The 17,489-nt window shown below is 71.9% G+C and carries 17 protein-coding genes and 1 riboswitch; of the genes, 11 read left to right on the forward strand and 6 right to left on the reverse strand.

Annotated elements, in window-relative coordinates:
• The first annotated feature begins 162 nt into the window (after nucleotides 1-162).
• The 7 genes from GTY47_RS34640 to GTY47_RS34670 all read left to right on the forward strand — a co-directional run bounded on the left by GTY47_RS34640 (nucleotide 163) and on the right by GTY47_RS34670 (nucleotide 7,200).
• A complete protein-coding gene (locus GTY47_RS34640; protein ID WP_010040792.1) occupies nucleotides 163-1,479 on the forward strand; it encodes an MFS transporter in 1,317 nt (438 codons plus the stop codon).
• Nucleotides 1,480-1,798: 319 nt separating this feature from the next.
• Nucleotides 1,799-3,184 carry a serine/threonine-protein kinase gene (locus tag GTY47_RS34645; protein WP_029181239.1) on the forward strand — a complete coding sequence of 462 codons (1,386 nt, stop codon included), beginning with the start codon at nucleotides 1,799-1,801 and terminating at the stop codon, nucleotides 3,182-3,184.
• Nucleotides 3,185-3,252: 68 nt separating this feature from the next.
• A riboswitch (cobalamin riboswitch) is annotated at nucleotides 3,253-3,460 on the forward strand.
• Between the two features lie 29 nt (nucleotides 3,461-3,489).
• Nucleotides 3,490-4,191, forward strand: a complete 702-nt coding sequence (locus GTY47_RS34650; protein WP_010040795.1) for an energy-coupling factor ABC transporter permease — start codon at nucleotides 3,490-3,492, stop codon at nucleotides 4,189-4,191.
• Nucleotides 4,188-4,556 carry an energy-coupling factor ABC transporter substrate-binding protein gene (locus GTY47_RS34655; protein WP_010040797.1) on the forward strand — a complete coding sequence of 123 codons (369 nt, stop codon included), beginning with the start codon at nucleotides 4,188-4,190 and terminating at the stop codon, nucleotides 4,554-4,556. The genes GTY47_RS34650 and GTY47_RS34655 overlap by 4 nt, the downstream gene beginning before the upstream one ends.
• A 5-nt stretch (nucleotides 4,557-4,561) precedes the next feature.
• Entirely contained in the window at nucleotides 4,562-5,311 is a 750-nt protein-coding gene (cbiQ, locus tag GTY47_RS34660; RefSeq protein WP_010040802.1) for a cobalt ECF transporter T component CbiQ, read from the forward strand.
• Complete coding sequence (locus GTY47_RS34665; RefSeq protein ID WP_010040804.1) at nucleotides 5,308-6,162, forward strand: ATP-binding cassette domain-containing protein; 855 nt, start codon at nucleotides 5,308-5,310, stop codon at nucleotides 6,160-6,162. Before cbiQ ends, GTY47_RS34665 begins: the two co-directional genes overlap by 4 nt.
• A 381-nt stretch (nucleotides 6,163-6,543) precedes the next feature.
• On the forward strand, nucleotides 6,544-7,200 hold the full coding sequence (locus GTY47_RS34670; RefSeq protein ID WP_010040806.1) for a maleylpyruvate isomerase N-terminal domain-containing protein: 657 nt from the start codon (nucleotides 6,544-6,546) through the stop codon (nucleotides 7,198-7,200).
• Here the strand turns inward: GTY47_RS34670 and GTY47_RS34675 are convergent.
• A complete protein-coding gene (locus tag GTY47_RS34675; protein ID WP_010040808.1) occupies nucleotides 7,188-7,841 on the reverse strand; it encodes a hypothetical protein in 654 nt (217 codons plus the stop codon). The genes GTY47_RS34670 and GTY47_RS34675 overlap by 13 nt on opposite strands.
• Nucleotides 7,842-8,212: 371 nt before the next feature.
• Here GTY47_RS34675 and GTY47_RS34680 point away from each other — a divergent pair, with 371 nt between their 5' ends.
• Nucleotides 8,213-10,027, forward strand: coding sequence for an ABC transporter ATP-binding protein (locus tag GTY47_RS34680; protein ID WP_078602846.1), 1,815 nt, complete (start codon nucleotides 8,213-8,215; stop codon nucleotides 10,025-10,027).
• A gap of 66 nt (nucleotides 10,028-10,093) precedes the next feature.
• Here GTY47_RS34680 and GTY47_RS34685 read toward each other — a convergent pair whose 3' ends face one another.
• On the reverse strand, nucleotides 10,094-10,678 hold the full coding sequence (locus GTY47_RS34685) for a hypothetical protein (protein ID WP_010040812.1): 585 nt from the start codon (nucleotides 10,676-10,678) through the stop codon (nucleotides 10,094-10,096).
• 299 nt (nucleotides 10,679-10,977) lie between these two features.
• Between GTY47_RS34685 and GTY47_RS34690 the strand changes: the two genes are divergently transcribed.
• Nucleotides 10,978-11,424, forward strand: coding sequence for an SRPBCC family protein (locus GTY47_RS34690; RefSeq protein ID WP_010040814.1), 447 nt, complete (start codon nucleotides 10,978-10,980; stop codon nucleotides 11,422-11,424).
• A 102-nt stretch (nucleotides 11,425-11,526) separates the two neighbouring features.
• Here the strand turns inward: GTY47_RS34690 and GTY47_RS34695 are convergent, their stop codons facing one another.
• Nucleotides 11,527-13,194 carry an alpha/beta hydrolase gene (locus tag GTY47_RS34695; RefSeq protein ID WP_050810247.1) on the reverse strand — a complete coding sequence of 556 codons (1,668 nt, stop codon included), beginning with the start codon at nucleotides 13,192-13,194 and terminating at the stop codon, nucleotides 11,527-11,529.
• 356 nt (nucleotides 13,195-13,550) lie between these two features.
• Here GTY47_RS34695 and GTY47_RS34700 point away from each other — a divergent pair, with 356 nt between their 5' ends.
• Nucleotides 13,551-14,750, forward strand: a complete 1,200-nt coding sequence (locus tag GTY47_RS34700; protein ID WP_010040819.1) for a hypothetical protein — start codon at nucleotides 13,551-13,553, stop codon at nucleotides 14,748-14,750.
• 11 nt (nucleotides 14,751-14,761) lie between these two features.
• Nucleotides 14,762-15,349: a hemerythrin domain-containing protein gene (locus GTY47_RS34705; RefSeq protein ID WP_010040820.1), complete on the forward strand. Its 588-nt coding sequence runs from the start codon at nucleotides 14,762-14,764 to the stop codon at nucleotides 15,347-15,349.
• An 82-nt stretch (nucleotides 15,350-15,431) separates the two neighbouring features.
• On the opposite strand, the gene GTY47_RS34710 is transcribed toward GTY47_RS34705, so the two are convergent.
• The 3 genes from GTY47_RS34710 to GTY47_RS34720 form a co-directional block, all read right to left on the reverse strand.
• The gene (locus tag GTY47_RS34710; protein ID WP_010040822.1) at nucleotides 15,432-15,653 is read right to left on the reverse strand and encodes a hypothetical protein; all 222 of its coding nucleotides are present in this window, start codon (nucleotides 15,651-15,653) and stop codon (nucleotides 15,432-15,434) included.
• Nucleotides 15,650-16,081, reverse strand: a complete 432-nt coding sequence (locus tag GTY47_RS34715; RefSeq protein ID WP_010040824.1) for a hypothetical protein — start codon at nucleotides 16,079-16,081, stop codon at nucleotides 15,650-15,652. The genes GTY47_RS34710 and GTY47_RS34715 overlap by 4 nt, the downstream gene beginning before the upstream one ends.
• Nucleotides 16,082-16,214: 133 nt before the next feature.
• Complete coding sequence (locus tag GTY47_RS34720) at nucleotides 16,215-17,474, reverse strand: nucleotide sugar dehydrogenase (RefSeq protein ID WP_010040825.1); 1,260 nt, start codon at nucleotides 17,472-17,474, stop codon at nucleotides 16,215-16,217.
• Nucleotides 17,475-17,489 lie beyond the last annotated feature (15 nt).

Raw genomic sequence — 17,489 nt, forward strand, 5'->3', positions numbered from 1 at the left:
CGCGGTCACGGCCGCCGGTGGCGTACGACTGCCCCGGCGGCGTGGGCGGGCCGACCGCCCGGCGAGGCCGACCGGCGACCGGGTCATGCCCGCCCCGCGGCGGCGACCGGACCGCCGCGACGCCCTCCTGACTCCCGTGTCCACCTCACCGACAGAAGAACGATGACAGGCCTCATATCCCGCGTCCTGGCCCGCCGGTCCGCCCGTACGTCCAGCGACGAGACACCCGACGGCGGGACGCCCGAGAGCACCTGGCGGCTCTGGCAGGACCTGTCCCCGCTGCTGCGGCTGCTGATCCTGACCCAACTCGCCTTCAACATCGGCTTCTACGCCGTGCTGCCGTTCCTCGCCGAGCACCTCGGCACCGCCATCGGCATGGCGGGCTGGCTGGTCGGGTTCGTGCTCGGGCTGCGCACCTTCAGCCAGCAGGGGCTGTTCGTGGTCGGCGGCTGGCTCGTCGACCGGTGGGGAGTGCGCCCGGTCGTGCTGGCCGGCTGCGTGCTGCGGATCGCCGGGTTCGCGTGGCTCGGGTACGCGCAGGCGAGCTGGGCCGTGATCGGCGCCGTGGTGGTGATCGGTTTCGCCGCCGCCCTGTTCTCCCCCGCCGTGGAGTCCGAGGTGGCCCGCCAGGCCGTGCTCTGGGAGGAGGCCGGGCACGGCTCGCGCACCCGTGTCCTGGCCCTGTTCAGCGTGGCGGGCCAGGTCGGGGCCTTCGCCGGACCGCTGCTCGGCGGACTGCTGCTGGCCGTCGACTTCCGAACGGCGTGCCTCGCGGGTGCCGCGGTGTTCGTGCTCGTCCTCGCCGGGCACCTGTGGCTGATGCCGCAGCACATCCCCGGCAGAGTCCGGACCCTGGAGAAGGGCGGGGCGCGCGTGCTGCTGCGCAACCGCCGTTTCCTCGCCCTGTGCTGTGCGTACGGCACGTACCTGCTCGCCTACAACCAGCTGTATCTGGCCCTGCCGGACGAGGTGCGGCGAGCGGCGGGTTCCCAGGCGCCGCTGTCCTGGCTGTTCGCCCTGTCCTCGGTGCTGGTGGTGTGCGCGCAGCTGCCGGTGACCCGCTGGGCGGGCGACCGGCTCGACCTGCGCCGCTCCATGGCCGCCGGGCTGCTGCTGATCGCGTCCGGTTTCGCGGTGGTGGCGGCGGCGCGCCCCGCCGGCTGGACGGGTGCCGCCGGGCTGCTGCCGGCCGCGGGTTTCGTCGTGCTGCTCACCGTGGGGCAGATGCTGGTCGTGCCCGCCGCCCGCGCCTGGGTGCCCGACCTCGCCGAGGAGGGCCGGATCGGCCTCTACATGGGCGCGCTGTCGTCGGTCTCGGGCCTGATCGTCCTCGCCGGCAGCGCGGCCACCGGCTCCCTGCTCGACACGGGCCTCCCGGCCGCCGTGCCCTGGCTGGTCCTCGCGGCCGTACCCGCCCTGGCGGTGGCACTGCTGCCGCGCCGTGAGGAACGGCCGCAGGGGACGCAAGCGGCGGCCTGACGGCACGCGGAGGCACAAGGGGCGGGCGCGCTGACCGCAAGCGCAGACACGGGGAGGAGGCAGCGGCGGCCCGACCCGGCGGCTGAAGGCGCCGGGGAGAGCCGCGGCAACCACACGCGCCGCACCGTCACCCCGGCGGGACACTCGCCCGCTCCCCGATTTCCGGGACCGTACCGTCCCGCGACACCGCACCGGGGAACGGTGGTCACGCGGCGCCAGTATCCTGGGTCGGCTGCGGCACCCCCCACCAACCCCCGCTCGGACGCGGGGAGTTACGGCCTGCGGCGAGGACCTTCCCACGAGCATAGGACGAGGACGAGTGCTGCTAGCGGGCCGCTACCGGCTGGACGTTGAGATCGGGCGCGGCGGAATGGGAGAGGTCTGGCGTGCGTACGACGAGACGCTCGCCAGAGCGGTGGCCGTCAAATTGCTGCTGCCCCAGGACACCGACGCCACGGCGGCCTCCCGGTTCCGTCTGGAGGCCCAGACGGCCGGGCGTCTGAACCACCCCAATCTGGTGGGGGTCCTGGACTTCGGCGAGTACGACAACCGGCTGTACCTGGTGATGGAGCTGGTCGAGGGCGACAGCCTCGCCGGGGTGCTGTCCGTCTCCGGCGCGCTCCCCGCCGAGCGGGTGGCACAACTCGCCGCGCAGGCCGCCGCGGGACTCGCCGCCGCGCACCAGCAGGGCATCGTGCACCGCGACATCAAGCCCGCCAACCTCCTGCTGGACGCGGGCGGCACGCTGAAGATCGGCGACTTCGGCATCGCGCGCTTCCTCGACGACCCGGGCGCCGCGCTCACCGCGACCGGCCAGATCGTCGGCACCGGCCTCTACCTCGCACCCGAACGGGCCCTGGGCCGGCCCGCGGGCCCCGCCTCCGACATGTACTCCCTGGGGTGCGTGCTCTACCAGCTCCTCAGCGGCCGCCCGCCGTTCCAGGCCGACACCGCCGTCGCGCTCCTCCACCAGCATCTCGACAACGCCCCCGTGCCGCCCCGCGAGCTCGGTGTCGCCGGTCTGCCGCCGGCCTTCGAGAGCTACCTCCTCGCCCTGCTCGCCAAGCAGCCCGAGGACCGGCCCACGGCGCAGCAGGCCGCCGAGTGGTTCGCCGGCGGCGCCTGGCGGGGGCTGCCCGAGCCGCTGCCGGAGGCGGCGTCCCCGATGCCGTCCGCCGGGCCGGGGCCATATGCGGCAGCCGGATCCGGCTCCCCGACCACTTACGGGCTGCCCACGGGGTCTCGCACCGCCCCGGGCGGGCGTGCACGTCGCGCCGCGCCCCGCAGCGGTTTCGGCGACCACCGGAGAACGGCCGCGGTGGTGGCCGCGGCGGCCGTCTTCCTCGCCGCGATGCTCGCCGGCGTGCTGTGGTTCTCGCCCGACAACACCGCGACGGAGGGCACCGAACCCGACGCGTCCCCGTCCGCGAGCAGCCCGGCCGCCTCGCCGACCGCCGGCTCCGCCGACCCTCTGGCCTCCGCCCCGGCGGCCGCCACCACGCCGACCGCCGGCACAGTGGCCGATGTCACCCCCTCCACCACGGCACCCGGTTCCCCGGCCCCCGACGCAACGACGCCCGGCCCCACGGGCCCGGCGCAGGAGACGAGCGACAGTTCGCCGGAGAAGGCGGACAAGCCCAAGCAGGAACAGCCTCCCGGGTCCTGGGGGAACGGGGAGGACGAGGACGACGAGGGTGACGACTGAGCCGTACTGCGCCGGTGTGCGAGCGGTCGCCCCCTCACGCGCCCCCGTGCGCGCCCCCTCGGCTGGCTTGTCATGGCCCTTATCTCGGCATTACTGTCACCACGCCTTGGTGAACGGGAAATCCGGTGTGATGCCGGTGCGGCCCTCGCCACTGTGATCGGGAAGTCCGGCTCCGGCCCTAGCGGGCAGCCACTGGGTCCTCATGGACCCGGGAAGGCGGAGTACGGGCGGTGGGACCCGTGAGCCAGGAGACCGGCCAAGGCGCGTCAACCATCCACGAGGTGCTGGAGAGGGTCTGCTGAGCCATGCACATTGCCGAGGGTTTCCTGCCTCCGGCGCACGCGGTCGCCTGGGGCGTCGCGTCTGCGCCGTTCGTCCTCCACGGAGTCCGGTCGCTCACCCGTGAGGTGCGCGAGCACCCCGAGAGCACCCTGCTCCTCGGCGCCTCCGGCGCCTTCACGTTCGTCCTGTCCGCCCTGAAACTGCCGTCCGTCACCGGCAGCTGCTCCCACCCCACCGGCACGGGCCTGGGCGCCATCCTGTTCCGGCCGCCCGCCATGGCGGTGCTGGGCACCATCACCCTGCTCTTCCAGGCGCTGCTGCTCGCGCACGGCGGTCTGACGACGCTCGGCGCCAACGTCTTCTCCATGGCGATCGTCGGGCCCTGGGCGGGCTACGCGGTGTACCGGCTGCTGCGCCGCTACGACGTGCCGCTGATGGTCGCCGTGTTCTTCGCCGCGTTCGTCGCCGACCTGTCCACGTACTGCGTCACCAGCGTGCAGCTGGCGCTCGCGTTCCCCGACCCGGGCAGCGGGTTCCTGGGCGCGCTCGGCAAGTTCGGCTCCATCTTCGCCGTCACCCAGATCCCGCTCGCGGTGAGCGAGGGGCTGCTGACGGTGCTCGTGATGCGGCTGCTGGCGCAGTCCAGCAAGGGCGAACTGACCCGGCTGGGTGTGCTCCTCGACAAGGAGGAGTCGCGCAGCGAGACCGAGGCGGTGGCCCGATGAGCAGGAACACGAAGATCAACCTTCTGCTGCTGCTCGCCGTGGCCGCGCTGGCCGTGCTGCCGCTCGCGCTCGGCCTCGGCGACCACAAGGAGCAGCCGTTCACGGGCTCCGACGGTGAGGCGGAGACGGCGATCACCGAGATCGAGCCGGACTACAAGCCCTGGTTCTCCCCCCTGTACGAACCGCCGTCCGGTGAGATCGAGTCGGCGCTGTTCTCCCTCCAGGCGGCCCTCGGCGCCGGTGTCCTCGCCTACTACTTCGGCCTGCGCCGGGGCAGGCGGCAGGGTGAGCAGCGGGCGCGCGAGCGGGACTCGGAGAACCCGGCGGCCGGCACCGCCGAGGAGTCCACGGCCGAAGGGGCCTGAGCCGGGTGCTGCCGATCGACGCGGCGGCGCACAGCAGTCGCTGGCGCCGCCGCCATCCCGTGGACAAGGCCGTGCTCGGGCTGGGTCTGACCCTGCTGGCGATCTCGCTGCCGCCCTGGCCGGGCGCGGCCCTGGTGCTGCTGACCGCCCTGGTGGTGCTGCTGGGTCCGGCGGGCGTCCCCGGGGGCCGGCTGTGGCGGGCCTACCGGGTGCCGCTCGGTTTCTGCGTGACCGGCGCACTGACGCTGCTCGTGCGGGTCGGCGGGCCGGGCGGCTTCGTCTCCCTGGCCGGTGACGGGCCGGTCCGGGCCGGGGAGTTGCTGCTGCGCACCTCGGCGGCCTCCCTGGGGGTGCTGCTGTTCGCGTTCACCACGCCCATGTCCGACCTGTTGCCGCGGCTGGTCCGGGCCGGGGTGCCGGCGCCGGTCGTCGACGTCGCGCTCGTGACGTACCGGATGAGCTTCCTGCTGCTGGACTCCGTGCGCCGGGTCCGTGACGCGCAGGCCGCCCGGCTCGGGCACACCACGCGGGCCGCCGCCTGGCGTTCCCTGGGCGGTCTCGGCGCCACCGCGTTCGTCCGGGCCTTCGACCGGGCGGTCCGCCTCCAGGCCGGTCTCGCCGGGCGCGGTTACGACGGCACCCTGCGCGTCCTGGTGCCCGAGGCCCGTGTCTCCGTCCGCTTCACGACGGCCAGTTGCGTACTCCTCGCGGCGCTGGCCGTCCTCACCTTCGTACTGGAAAGGCCGCTGACATGAGCGAGCCCGCCCTCGTCGCCCTGCGGGGCGCGTCCTTCGCCTACGAGGACGGCCCGGCCGTGCTCAGCGGCCTCGACTTCGAGATCCGCGAGGGGCGCGCGCTCGCGCTGCTCGGCCGCAACGGCAGCGGCAAGACCACGCTGATGCGGCTCCTCAGCGGCGGACTGCGGCCCCACGAGGGCCGGTTGACGGTCGACGGGCAGCCGGTGACGTACGACCGCAAGGGCCTCACCCGGTTGCGGACGACCGTCCAGCTGGTGGTGCAGGACCCGGACGACCAGCTCTTCGCGGCGTCCGTCGAGCAGGACGTGTCGTTCGGGCCGCTGAACCTCGGTCTGGACGACACGGAGGTGCGGGCGCGGGTGGCGGAGGCGCTCGCCGCCCTGGACATCACCGCCCTCGCCGACCGGCCCACCCATCTGCTCTCCTACGGGCAGCGCAAGCGCACGGCCATCGCGGGCGCGATCGCCATGCGGCCCCGTGTCCTCATCCTCGACGAGCCGACGGCCGGACTCGACCCCGACGGCCAGGAACGGCTCCTCACCACGCTCGACGGACTCCGTGAGGCCGGCACCACGGTGGTGATGGCCACCCACGACGTCGACCTCGCCCTGCGCTGGGCCGACGACGCGGCGCTCCTCACCCCGTCCGGGGTCCGCACCGGGCCCGCCCCCACGGCCCTGGCCCGCACCGACCTCCTCCGGGAGGCGGGCCTGCGACTGCCGTGGGGAGCCGCCGCGGCGGAACTCCTCCGCGCGCAGGGGCTGCTGACCGGCACGGAGCCGGGGCCGCGTACTCCTACGGAACTCGCCGCCCTCGCGACCGGACGGCCGGGCACGCCCGGAGGCTGAGGGGCGCCCTCTCCGTCGCTGCCGTCAGCGCAGGACCGGCGGTGTCCCGTCGGCATGCCGCAGGATGGTGCGGACGGTCGCGCGTGAGGGGGCCGGCCGGAGCGCGGTGTTCCGCACGGCGACGGCAAGGGGGAGCTGCTGCCGCGACCGGGCGCTCGGTGATGGCGCGCAGCACGGTCGATCCGCTGCAGGCCGGGCCGGGGTGCTGGGAACGCAGTCGGCTGCCCGCTCCGTCGGCGGCCACGGCCGGATCCGCGGCGGCGGCACTCCGACGGTCCACGCCCGCCGGCACCGCCCGCAGCGGGAGTTGGCGGGGGGACGCCGGTCAGCAGGAGGGGTAAACGCTTGTCCGCCCTCGCGGCGCGGCACTACGTTGCCGGTGTGGATCTCTTCTCACGCTCCTGGACGGCGTTGCGCGCGGCGGTCGCCGAGTTGGCCGACGAGGACTTCGCCCGGCCGTCCGGCTGTACCGGCTGGCTGGTGCGGGACCTGGTGTGCCATCTGGTCATCGACGCGCAGGACGTCCTGATCACCCTCGCCACCCCCGCCGACGGGGAACCGACCCGTGACGCGCTGACCTACTGGGAGATCTCCGACACGCCGCCGACCGGAGACGACCCGCTCGACGCGCTGACCGTCCGGCTGGCCGCCGCGTACGAGGATCCGCACCTGCTCACGTTCCACCTGGACGACGTCGGCTCCGCCGCGGGCCGTGCCGCGGAGCTCGCCGACCCGGGGCTCCGGGTCGGCACGCGCGACGAGGTTCTCACCGTGGGCGACTACCTCTCGACGTACGTCATGGAGTGGACGCTGCACCATCTCGACCTGATCGCCCACCTCCCGGACGCCGCGCCGCCCCCCGCGGAAGCACTCGCCCGGTCCCGCGAGATGCTGGAGCAGATCGCCGGGAGCGCGTTCCCCCCGTCGTTCTCCGACCGGGACGCGCTCCTCGTGGGCACGGGGCGGCGGGCACCGACCGCGGCAGAGCGGGCCGAACTGGGCAGACCCGGCTCCAGGTTCCCGCTCTACCTGGGCTGAGCGGGTAACCGGCGGGTGGCGCTGCGATACGTGGAGATGCCCAGCGCGAGCAGCCAGTAGCTGAGGATCGCGCCCATCGACGCGGTGGTGCCCCAGCCGTTCGCCGCGTAGAAGTGCGCCGGGTCGTTGCCGAAGAACAAGGACGGCACGAAGAGCAGATTGACACCAGCCAGGACGTAGGCGGAGCGGCCGGTCCAGCGCGGCAGCAGGTGCGTGCGGGAGATGCCGAAGCCCACCGTGGCCAGGAACAGCGCCAGCAGCACCCGGCCGATCGACCCGTAGAGGATGTAGGTGCCGCTGACGGTGATGGTCGGATCGATCGGCCGGTCCGCGGCGATGACCGCGCCGGCTTCCAGCCCGCTGGAGACCAGGGTGACCGTCCCGTAGACCAGACCGGTGGCGAAGGCCATCGAACCCACCCACTCGTAGGCCGGGTTCACCCGTTTGACCAGCTCACGGAAGGCCGTCACGAACACGATCAGGAACACCAGCGCGAAGATGCCGAGCAGCAGCCTGGTGAGGACGTTCGCGTCCGGCGGCGGGCCGGAGTAGATGAAGTACAGCGGCACCTCGATGATCAGGGCGGCCGCGGCGGCGATGCCGGCGAGGCCCGTCAGGCGCCTGGCGAAGGTCTCGTTCATGGGTCCCCCGAAATCCGGTGGCGGATCGCTCGTCGGCCGGTCGCCGACGACACACATGCTGCCGCCCCCGGCACGGCCGGTCCCTGGGCCTGGACACCCGATGCGGGGGTGGCTCTACCGACACCCCCGTGCACTCACGTCCGGCACTGCCCGGCCGGCCCCGCACCACCGCCCCGTACCGCCCCGAGTCCGCCGACCGTGCCTCTTGGCGCTCCCTGCGCACCACCGCCCGGCCGGAAAACTCTTGGACGCCGCGGTCGCCGTCGCGGGACACTTCCGGACTCGACCCGAATCTCCACACATCCGTTGCGGCGATGGCCCCTGCCCGCACCAGCGCGTGGCGGGCGGCCACAGAACGACACAGGGGTGGGATGGAAACGCCTGGAACGCGCAGGGTTCAGCCGGGCAAACGCTCGGTACTTCTCGCACTTCGTTACTACGGACGGGAGTTGGCCCGGCTCCGCCGGCTGACGGCACCCGCGATGCTGCTCATGGCGCTGGGCAACATCGGAATCAACTACGTCGCGCCGCTGATCGTCGCCAAGCTCGTCGGCGACATCGCCGACGACAGGGACGTCACCGTCGACTCGACGCTGCCGTACGTCCTCGGCTTCGCCGGGGTCCTGCTGTTCGCCGAGGCACTGTGGCGCGTCGCCCTGCACTGCCTCAACCGCCTCGACGCCCTCGGCATCGAGCACCTGTACGTGATCGGGATGGACGAGCTGTTCGCCAAGGACGCCGCGTTCTTCCACGACAACTTCGCCGGTTCGCTGACCAAGCGAGTCCTGAGCTTCGCCTCGCGTTTCGAGCAGTTCGTGGACACGCTGACGTTCCAGATCGTGGGCAGCTTCGTGCCACTGGCGTTCGGGGCGGTGGTGCTGTGGCGCTACGAACCCCTGCTCGTGGTCGGTCTGCTGGTGATGATCGCGCTGACCGGGGTCCTGGTCGTGCCCCTCGTCCGGCGCCGCCAGGCGCTGGTCGACCAACGTGAGGAGGCGATCGCCCGGGTGTCGGGCCACGTCGCCGACAGCCTGATGAACATGGACACGGTGCGGGCGTTCGCCGCGGAGGAGCGCGAGGCCGCCGAGCACCGCTCCCGGGTCGCCACCTCACGCCGGCTCACGCTGCGGTCGTGGGACTACGGCAACCTCCGCATCGACACGCTGGTCGCGCCGATGTCGGTGCTGACCAACGCGCTGGGCCTGCTGCTCGCCCTCACGCTCGCCGGGGACGGGAACGGCGTGGAGGCGATCGTGGTGGCCTTCACCTACTACAGCAACGCGACACGGATCATGTTCGAGTTCAACCAGATCTACCGCCGGCTGGAGAGCTCGATGACGGAGGCCGCGCAGTTCACCGAGCTGCTCCTGACGCCTCCCACCGTGCTCGACCCGCCGTCGCCGGAACCGCTGCGACCCCGGTCCGCCGGCATCCGCTTCGAGAAGGTGACCTTCGCGCACCGGGGCGGACGGCCGTTGTTCGAGGGTCTCGACCTGGACGTGCCGAGCGGGGCGAGGGTCGGCCTGGTCGGCCGGTCCGGCGGCGGCAAGACCTCCCTCACCCGGCTGCTGCTGCGGATGACGGACATCGACGGCGGCCGCATCCTCGTCGGTGGTCAGGACATCAGCCGGCTGCGCCAGGCAGACCTGCGCGGCCAGATCGCGTACGTGCCGCAGGACCCGGCGATGTTCCACCGCACCCTGCGGGACAACATCGCGTTCGCCCGGCCGGACGCCACCGAGGCCGAGGTCCGCCGCGCGGCCGAGGCGGCCCATGTCACGGAGTTCGCCGACGCGCTGCCGGACGGCTTCGACACCATGGTGGGCGAGCGCGGCATCAAGCTGTCCGGCGGTCAGCGCCAGCGCGTCGCCCTCGCCCGGGCGATCCTGCGCGACGCGCCGATCCTGCTGCTCGACGAGGCGACCAGCGCGCTGGACTCGGAGAGCGAAATCCTCGTGCAGGAGGCGCTGTGGCGGCTCATGGACGGGCGGACCGCGCTGGTGGTGGCGCACCGGCTGAGCACGGTCGCCTCCATGGACCAGCTCGTCGTCCTCGACCGCGGACGGATCGTCGAGCAGGGTACGCACCAGGAGCTGCTGGCGCTCGACGGCGCGTACGCGAAGCTGTGGCAGCACCAGTCGGGCGGGTTCCTCGACGACACCACGGGGCGGGCCGAGGTGCTCTGAACGCGGCGCTGGTCCGGAGGCCGTCTCTCCTCGCCCGAGCGGAGACGACCTTCGCACGCGCCCTCGTCAGTGGGCGAAGGGCGGCTCGAAGCAGCCGGTCTCCGGGTACGGCCCGTTGGCCCGGGCCTCGAAGTTCGACTTCTGCACGAACGCCGTGACGCAGGCGTCGTCATGAACGCGCAGCGCCACCCGTGCCCCCTCGGGCGTCACGTAACCGTCGTCCTTCCAGCGCGGGGACATCCCGGTGACGGTGAGCGTCCCGCCGAGCCGCTTGCCGTCCTTGGTGACGCGCTCCTCCTCGTAGCCGAGCCGGAGCAGGGCCGCCCGCACCGTCGCGGGGTCCCATTTCCGCTGCCTCCAGAGCCTTTCGAGCACCGGCCTGATGCGGCCGGCCTCCCGCTCGGCGTCCTTCGCGTGGGCGGGAGACATCTCACGCGACCGGCGGGACGCGTTGTTCTCGTTGTAGTGCGGGGCCCCGTCACCGGCTCCGGGCTCCACGTACGGCGAGGCGGCACCCTCGGCCACGCTGGGAGTGGCGGCCCGGGCCGTCGGGTCCGAGGCGTGCAGGTCACCGCATGCGCAGAGGGCGGCGACGAGAACCAGGGCGACAGCGGCAAGCGGACCCCGGCCGAGGGGTGTTGAGGCGGACATGGAGGGACCTTCTCATGGCGGCCGACCATTCGAATCGGTAGGTGCGCGGACGCGACTGGGTACGCGTACTCAGACATGGGGCCGGGAAGGCGACTGTGTGCCATGGCGTCCGACGATCCCCTGGCCCGGCGCTGCTCCGTGAGACTCGCGGACATCGGCGGGCGTGCGCTGTGCTCACGACGCTGTACGGCACGGGCTGACCCGGCACGCTCGTCGTGCGCCCACCTTGGGCATCGAGGATCCTGGACACAGCAGGCAACCGCCGGATCCAGCCCGGCCGACGACAGGGCAGCAGCGCCATGACGATCGACGTGTCCGCGGAGCGCGTGATCCCGCTCCCGCCCGAACGGGTGGCCGAGTACGCCATGGACTGGCGCCATGACGCCGAGTGGACCCAGGGCATCCGCACCGCGGAGCTGACCCGGGAGGCGGATGAAGGCGGCTTCGGCGTGAACGCCGAGATCACCCGGACGGCATACTTCCTCGGCCGCCGCATCCACTACGTGCTGCGCGTGGCCGCGTACGAACCGCCCCGCCTGCTGGACATGATTTCCGTGGCCGGACCGATGCCCATGCACGTGACGTACGCCTTCGAGCCGGACGCACGCGGCACCCGCGCCCGCATTCGCGTCCGGGGCGGCGAAGGCGGCTTCTACCGGCTGGCCGCGCCACTCATGGCCCGGCAGGTCCGCTCCTCCCTCCGCAAGGACCTGCGCGACCTCGAACAGCGGCTCATCGGACGGTAGCGGTGTCCGGACGCTCCGGCGCCCGGGACGCAGGACGGGGCGGGACCCCGCGAGGAGGTCCCGCCCCGTCGTCAAGGGGTCATGCTGCAAGGGGCCGTGCGATCAGAAGCGGTCCGGGGCACGCTCCGGGAGAGGAGACCCGGGGAGCACGTCCCGCTTCTGGTTCTTCCGTGCCTCCGCGTTCGAGTCGGCCGTCGCCTCGCAGGTCACGTCCTTGGCCGGGAGCCTGCCGGTGAGCAGGTAGGCGGTGACCGTGCCGTCCGTGCACGCGTTGCCGCTCGGGTAGACGCCATGGCCCTCGCCGCCGCGGACGGTGACCATCTTCGAGCCCTTCAGGTCGGCGTGCAGGGCCTGACCGCTGGGCAGGGGGGTCTGCGAGTCCCACTCGTTCTGGACGACCAGGGACCCGACCCTGTTGTGCACCTTGGTCGCCGGTTCCACGGACTTGTCCCAGAACGCACAGGGCTTGATGCTGGACGCGAAGTCACCGAAGAGCGGGTAACGGCCCTTGTCCTCGATGGCGTCCCGCCGGTAGCTCTCGGCATCGCGGGACCACGCGGCCGAGTTGTCGCCGCACACCACGGCCCAGAAGCTCGCCGTCATGTTGTCCGTCGGCACCTCGGCGGCATCGGCCGTGGCGCCTGCCGTCCGAGTCCCCTCGGACCCGGTGAACGCCGCGAGCTTCTTCGCTGAGGCGGGCCGGCCGGCCGCGGCCTCCTTCAGCTCCACGAACGCCTCGGTGGCGTACTGCGGGCTGAAGAACGCCGCCCGCAGGCCGCTGCGGATGTCATCACCGGTGATCGGCTGGCCCTCCACCTCGATGGGCTTCTCGTCGGCCTGCGCGACCAGGTCCCAGAAGGTCCGGTCGACCTTTTTCGGGGTGTCACCGAGGCCGTACTGCTCCGAACGCTCGGCGGCCCACTCGGTCCACCGGTCGAACGCGGGCTCTGCGCCCTCCGCCCACCACTGGATCATCCCTCGCCAGGCGCGCGCCGGATCGACCGCGCTGTCCAGCACGAACCGGTCGGCCCGGCCCGGGAAGAGCTGCGTGTAGACGGCGCCAAGGTAGGTGCCGTACGAGTAGCCCACGTACGAGATCTTCTTCTCGCCGAGGACCGCCCGGAGCAGATCCATGTCGCGTGCGGTGTTGCGCGTGGTGATGTGCGGGAGCTTGTCGCCGGCCTTCTCCTCGCACTTGTTCGCGACGTCACGTGCCCAGGCGACGTCCTTGTCGAACGTCTCCTCCTTGTACGGCCGCAGCCAGTTCTCCTCCTCCGGCTCCAGAGCGCAGGAGACCGGGCTGCTCCGCCCCACGCCGCGCGGGTCGAAGCCGATGAGGTCGTACTTCTGCCGTGCGGACTCGGGGAGGCTCTCCCGCATCCCCAGCGGCATGTAGAGCCCCTGCCCCCCTGGGCCGCCGGGGTTGGAGAACAGGACACCGTGGCGCTTGCCGGGTGTGGTGCTCTTGATCCGGGATATGGCTAACTCGATCCGCTTGCCCCCGGGTGCCCGGTAGTCCAGCGGGACCTTGATCGTGGCGCACTGGAACTCCGCCGGGGAGTCGGTGTCGCACCGCTTCCAGCGCGGCTTCTGCTTCATGTACGGGTCCAGCGCGCCCTTGGATGCGGTCGAGGAGGCGGTCGACGGGGTGGCGGCCGGAGCCGCGGTGGCCGTCGAGGTGACGAGCGCGGGAGCCAGCGTTGCCGTGACACTCACGGCCAACAGGGGCGCGAGACGTCGTCTGCGCACGATATCGATCCTTCCTGTCATACGTTCGGACAGGAAAGATCTTTCAGTGGTCGGCCAGGCCTGCGGATCCCTCACCGGGCTGTACTTCGCCTCCACCCCAGGAAGGAGACAACAGCCGTGAGTGGTCCCCGAGTTGTAGGTGACCGGGTGTCAGGGAACCGCCCTGCCGCACCTCTCGTGCGCACCGCCGACGGGCAGTCCCGTCGGCAACGGGCCGTGCCGCTGGTCGAGTGACTGCCGCGGCACCGGTCCGGCGCGGGAGCCGCGGTCCGGCGCCCACGAGGTCAAGCATGGCTGGCGCTCAGCCCCCTCCCGGAGAGTGATCTACCGCTGAGGGGGGACCTGCGTATGCACCATCGACCGCCCCGGAGGCACAGGTGACCTTCAACCCCCTCGAACAACGCGGTATCCCCCTGGACCGCCAGATCAGGAACTGGCGCGAGCTGAACGTGGCTCCCATCGATCCCGATCACTGCGACCCCTACACCCGCTGCCGGATCATCACGATGAACGGCATCGAGGTCGAGGCGATCATGTTCAGTCACCAGCTGGCCCGCAACACCGTCGATCCCGAGGTGAAACGCCGGCTGGCCGAGACGCGCTACATCGAGGCACAGCAGCAGAAGGCGGTGAACTGGCTGCTGCCCGGGGTGTCGTCGGTGCTGGAGACGACCATCGCCTACGAGCAGGTGGCCGTGGACCTGACCGCGTGGGTGGCGCGGATGGAGCCGGACCCGTACCTGAAGCAGGCGTACCAGTTCGGCGTACTGGAGGACTTCGACCATCTGTACCGCTACGCGAACCTGTACGAGATGATCGAGCACCGCAAGGCGGACGCGATCGTCCAAGGCCTGACCGAGGTCATGCCCGGCCGGCCGACGAAGTACCACCACCGCCACCCGGTCGACAACGTCCGCGACCCGTACGCCAAGGACGAGACGAACCCCTTGTCGAAGCTGCACGCGCTGACGATCATGTCGGCGGAACAGCAGACCATGAACTTCTACATGAACACCGGCCCCACCTACATGGAGCCGATCGCCCGTCAGCTCTACCAGGAGATCGGGCTCATCGAGGAGGAGCACGTCACCCACTACGAGTCGCTCGTGGACCCGGGTGAGACGTGGTGGGAGCAGCTGGTCAACCACGAGTACAACGAGTGCTACCTCTACTACTCCTTCATGGAGCAGGAGAGCGATCCCAAGGTGAAGGCGATCTGGGAGCTCCACCTGAACCAGGAGCTGGAGCACCTGCACATCGCCTGTGACCTGATGCGCCGGCACGACGGGCGTGACCCGGAGTCGGTCCTGGCGCCGCGGCTGCCCGACGTCCTGACCTTCGAGCCGAACAAGGCGTACCTGCGGGAGCTGCTCGACACGCAGATCGACCTGACGACGCTCGGAGCCGGATACGTCCGGGAGGCGCACGAGCGGTTCGAGAAGCTGCAGGAGCAGATCCACGGCGGTGAGGCGCCGCCCAGCGAACGGGTGATGACGCAGCACGACGAGATGTTCGGGCGGGAGTACCGCGTCGAAACCGAAGGGGAACACCCCGATCCCGCCCTGCGGGAGAAGTGAGGAGACCGGTCATGGAGCTTCACACGCCGCAGGCCGGCGACGACGCCGTCCCGGACGTCGACGTGGTGGACCTGCTCATGCGCCAGCACGGGGACATCCGCAACCTCTTCGACGAGGTCGAGGCCGCCGAAGGCGACGCCCGGCAGGAAGCCTTCCGCCGCCTGGTGCGGCTCCTCGCCGTCCATGAGACGGCGGAGGAGGAGGTGGTGCACCCGTTCGTCCGCCGCAGCGTCGCCGGCGGTGAGGACGTCGTGGAGGACCGCCTCGCGGAGGAGCGGTCGGCGAAGGAGACGCTGAGCGCCCTGGACGGCCTGGACACAGACGACCCCAAGTTCCTGCCGCAGCTGCTGGCGCTGCGCACCGCGGTCCAGGAACATGCCCGCGCGGAGGAACGCTACGAGTTCATCCACATCAGGCGCAGCGCCGATGCCGGTGCACTGGCGTCACTGGCCAAGGGGGTGAAGGCGGCCGAGGCCATGGCGCCCACTCGGCCTCACCCGGGCGTGGAGTCCGCCGGGGCCAACGTGGCGCTCGGTCCGGTCGCCGCCCTGATGGACCGGACCCGCGACGCCGTTCGCGCGGCCATGGGCCGCGACTGATCGTCTCACCGGCACATCAGCGACCTGGTCCCTGCTTGGGCAGGGACCACGGGGCCACCCGCCGCCTCGCGCGTGGTGCCCGTCACGGGCCGGACCAGCCGCTCTCCCACTCCTCTCGCCCCTCCTGGGGCTTTCTCTGGGGCTCTTCCTCGGGCTTCTCGGTCTCCTCGTCCGCGCGGTCCCCCTCAGCCTGCGACGGGGTGGTCCGTGGCGCGTCGCGACGACCGGCCTCGTCCGGCTCCGGACGCGTCTTTGTGACCTCCTGGCGCTCGCCCTCTGCCTGGGACGGGGTCTGCTCACTCATCGTCGGCCTCCTCGGTGCGAACGCGGTGTGCTACTCCTGGCGTGCCTGTTGATGCTCTTGCCCGGGGCGGAGCGCAGCCAGGCGGCGATCCAACCGGTCTGCATCGCGGCGTCGAGGAGGTACGTGGGCCGGATCCGGCCCTTCGGGACGTAGATGAGATCGATGGCCAGCAAGGTCAACGCGGTGCCGAGACCGATGCGGCGTGCCTGCGCCGGGCCCTGCGGGGACGGCGCGGCCGCGAGCTGGGAGACTCCGGCGGAGACCAGCAGGCCACCCGTCGTCATCTGGAGCCAGACGTCGACCTTCGGGCCGAACACCCACTCGAAGCTGCGCAGGTGCAGCAACGGCCACAACCCGCCCACGACGTTGAACGCGCCGTGCGCCATCGCGACCGTGTGCGCCCGTTCGGGCGCTCTGGCCTCGATCATGTGCCGTCCCTTCGCCTGCGTGGCGACGGCCGGGTACCCGGTCGGCCCGGCAGGAAACGAAGGTGCCTCGGCCGGGCATGCCGAGTCGGCGTGTGCCCCCCGCCGGCGCGCGGCTCGCTGCCCACGGCGGACGTCAGAGTTGATGGGCGCGGGTGCCGCGCAACCGGCCCCGGGTGTCCAGCAGCAGTCGGGCGTGCTCGGGCAGCCGGTCCAGCGGAACGGTGTCGTGGTCCTGCACCAGGATCGTGAGGTCCGCGTCCGCGGCGGCGCCCAGTGCGTCGACGGACCGCTGCACCGGTTCGCCGCCCGGCGACCAGGCGTCGACGAACGGGTCGTGATACGTGACGTCGGCGCCGCTCTCCCGGACCAGCCGGGCGATCGCGGCGGCCGGGGTGGACCGCAGGTCCCTGCTGTTGCGCTTGTAGGTCACCCCGACCAGCAGCACCCGCGCGTCGCGCAGGGCCCTTCCCCGCTCGTCGAGCAGGTGCTCGGCGCGCCGCACGACGTGCGCCGGCATCCCGGCGTTGACCTCCTGCGACAGCTCGACCAGCCGCAGCGGGATCCCGCCGGTGCGCGCCCAGTGCGTGAGATAGACGGGATCGACCGGGATGCAGTGCCCACCCACACCCGGTCCGGGCCGGAACTCCTGGAAACCGAACGGTTTCGTGCGCGCGCAGTCGAGGGCCTCCCACACATCGACTCCCAGTGCCCGGGCGGCGACGGCGAGTTCGTTGACCAGGGCGATGTTCACGTTGCGGTAGGTGTTCTCCAGGAGTTTCGCCAGTTCGGCCTCGCGTGCGGAGCCTGCCTCCACGACTCGGTCGCACAAGTGCCGGAAGAAGTCGGCGGCGACCGCTGTGCACCTTGGGGTGCAGCCACCCACGACGCGCGGGGTGTTCCGCACACCGAAGGTCTCGTTGCCCGGGTCGATGCGCTCGGGTGAGAAGGCGAGGGAGAAGTCCGTTCCGGCACGGAGTCCGGAGGCCTGCTCCACGATGCCACGGACGACGTCGTCCGTGGTGCCCGGGAAGGACGTCGACTCCAGGACGACGAGGGTGCCGGGCTTCAGACGGTCCCCGAGACCGGAGGCGGCGCGCCGCACATGGGAGAGATCGGGTCCGCCCGTGTCGTCCAGAGGTGTGGGGACGCAGATCACGGCGACCGAGGCCTCCGCCGACAGGCTCTCGTCGGCGGACGCCCGGAAACCGGCGTCCAGCATGGCGGCGAGGTCGGCATCGTTGACGTCGGGGACGTGCGAGTGGCCCGCGTTCAGGGATGCGGCGACGGACGGGTTCTCGTCGATCCCTGTGACACGCATGCCGGCGCGGCACGCCTCCCGGGCGAGCGGGAGACCGGTGTAGCCGAGTCCGATGACGGCGACGCTGTTCATCATGGTCTTCGTGTCCCA

It is taken from the genome of Streptomyces sp. SID5464 (genome assembly GCF_009862985.1).
Classification (GTDB): Bacteria; Actinomycetota; Actinomycetes; order Streptomycetales; family Streptomycetaceae; genus Streptomyces; species Streptomyces chartreusis_D.

Excerpts from the sequence above, each read along its gene's own strand:
- GTY47_RS34695 (WP_050810247.1), bottom strand. The coding sequence starts at position 13,194 with ATGACAGGAAGGATCGATATCGTGCGCAGACGACGTCTCGCGCCCCTG.
- GTY47_RS34675 (WP_010040808.1), bottom strand. The coding sequence starts at position 7,841 with ATGAACGAGACCTTCGCCAGGCGCCTGACGGGCCTCGCCGGCATCGCC.
- GTY47_RS34705 (WP_010040820.1), top strand. The coding sequence starts at position 14,762 with ATGGAGCTTCACACGCCGCAGGCCGGCGACGACGCCGTCCCGGACGTC.
- GTY47_RS34690 (WP_010040814.1), top strand. The coding sequence starts at position 10,978 with ATGACGATCGACGTGTCCGCGGAGCGCGTGATCCCGCTCCCGCCCGAA.
- GTY47_RS34715 (WP_010040824.1), bottom strand. The coding sequence starts at position 16,081 with ATGATCGAGGCCAGAGCGCCCGAACGGGCGCACACGGTCGCGATGGCG.
- GTY47_RS34685 (WP_010040812.1), bottom strand. The coding sequence starts at position 10,678 with ATGTCCGCCTCAACACCCCTCGGCCGGGGTCCGCTTGCCGCTGTCGCC.
- GTY47_RS34720 (WP_010040825.1), bottom strand. The coding sequence starts at position 17,474 with ATGATGAACAGCGTCGCCGTCATCGGACTCGGCTACACCGGTCTCCCG.
- GTY47_RS34640 (WP_010040792.1), top strand. The coding sequence starts at position 163 with ATGACAGGCCTCATATCCCGCGTCCTGGCCCGCCGGTCCGCCCGTACG.
- GTY47_RS34655 (WP_010040797.1), top strand. The coding sequence starts at position 4,188 with ATGAGCAGGAACACGAAGATCAACCTTCTGCTGCTGCTCGCCGTGGCC.
- GTY47_RS34710 (WP_010040822.1), bottom strand. The coding sequence starts at position 15,653 with ATGAGTGAGCAGACCCCGTCCCAGGCAGAGGGCGAGCGCCAGGAGGTC.
- GTY47_RS34680 (WP_078602846.1), top strand. The coding sequence starts at position 8,213 with ATGGAAACGCCTGGAACGCGCAGGGTTCAGCCGGGCAAACGCTCGGTA.
- GTY47_RS34650 (WP_010040795.1), top strand. The coding sequence starts at position 3,490 with ATGCACATTGCCGAGGGTTTCCTGCCTCCGGCGCACGCGGTCGCCTGG.
- GTY47_RS34665 (WP_010040804.1), top strand. The coding sequence starts at position 5,308 with ATGAGCGAGCCCGCCCTCGTCGCCCTGCGGGGCGCGTCCTTCGCCTAC.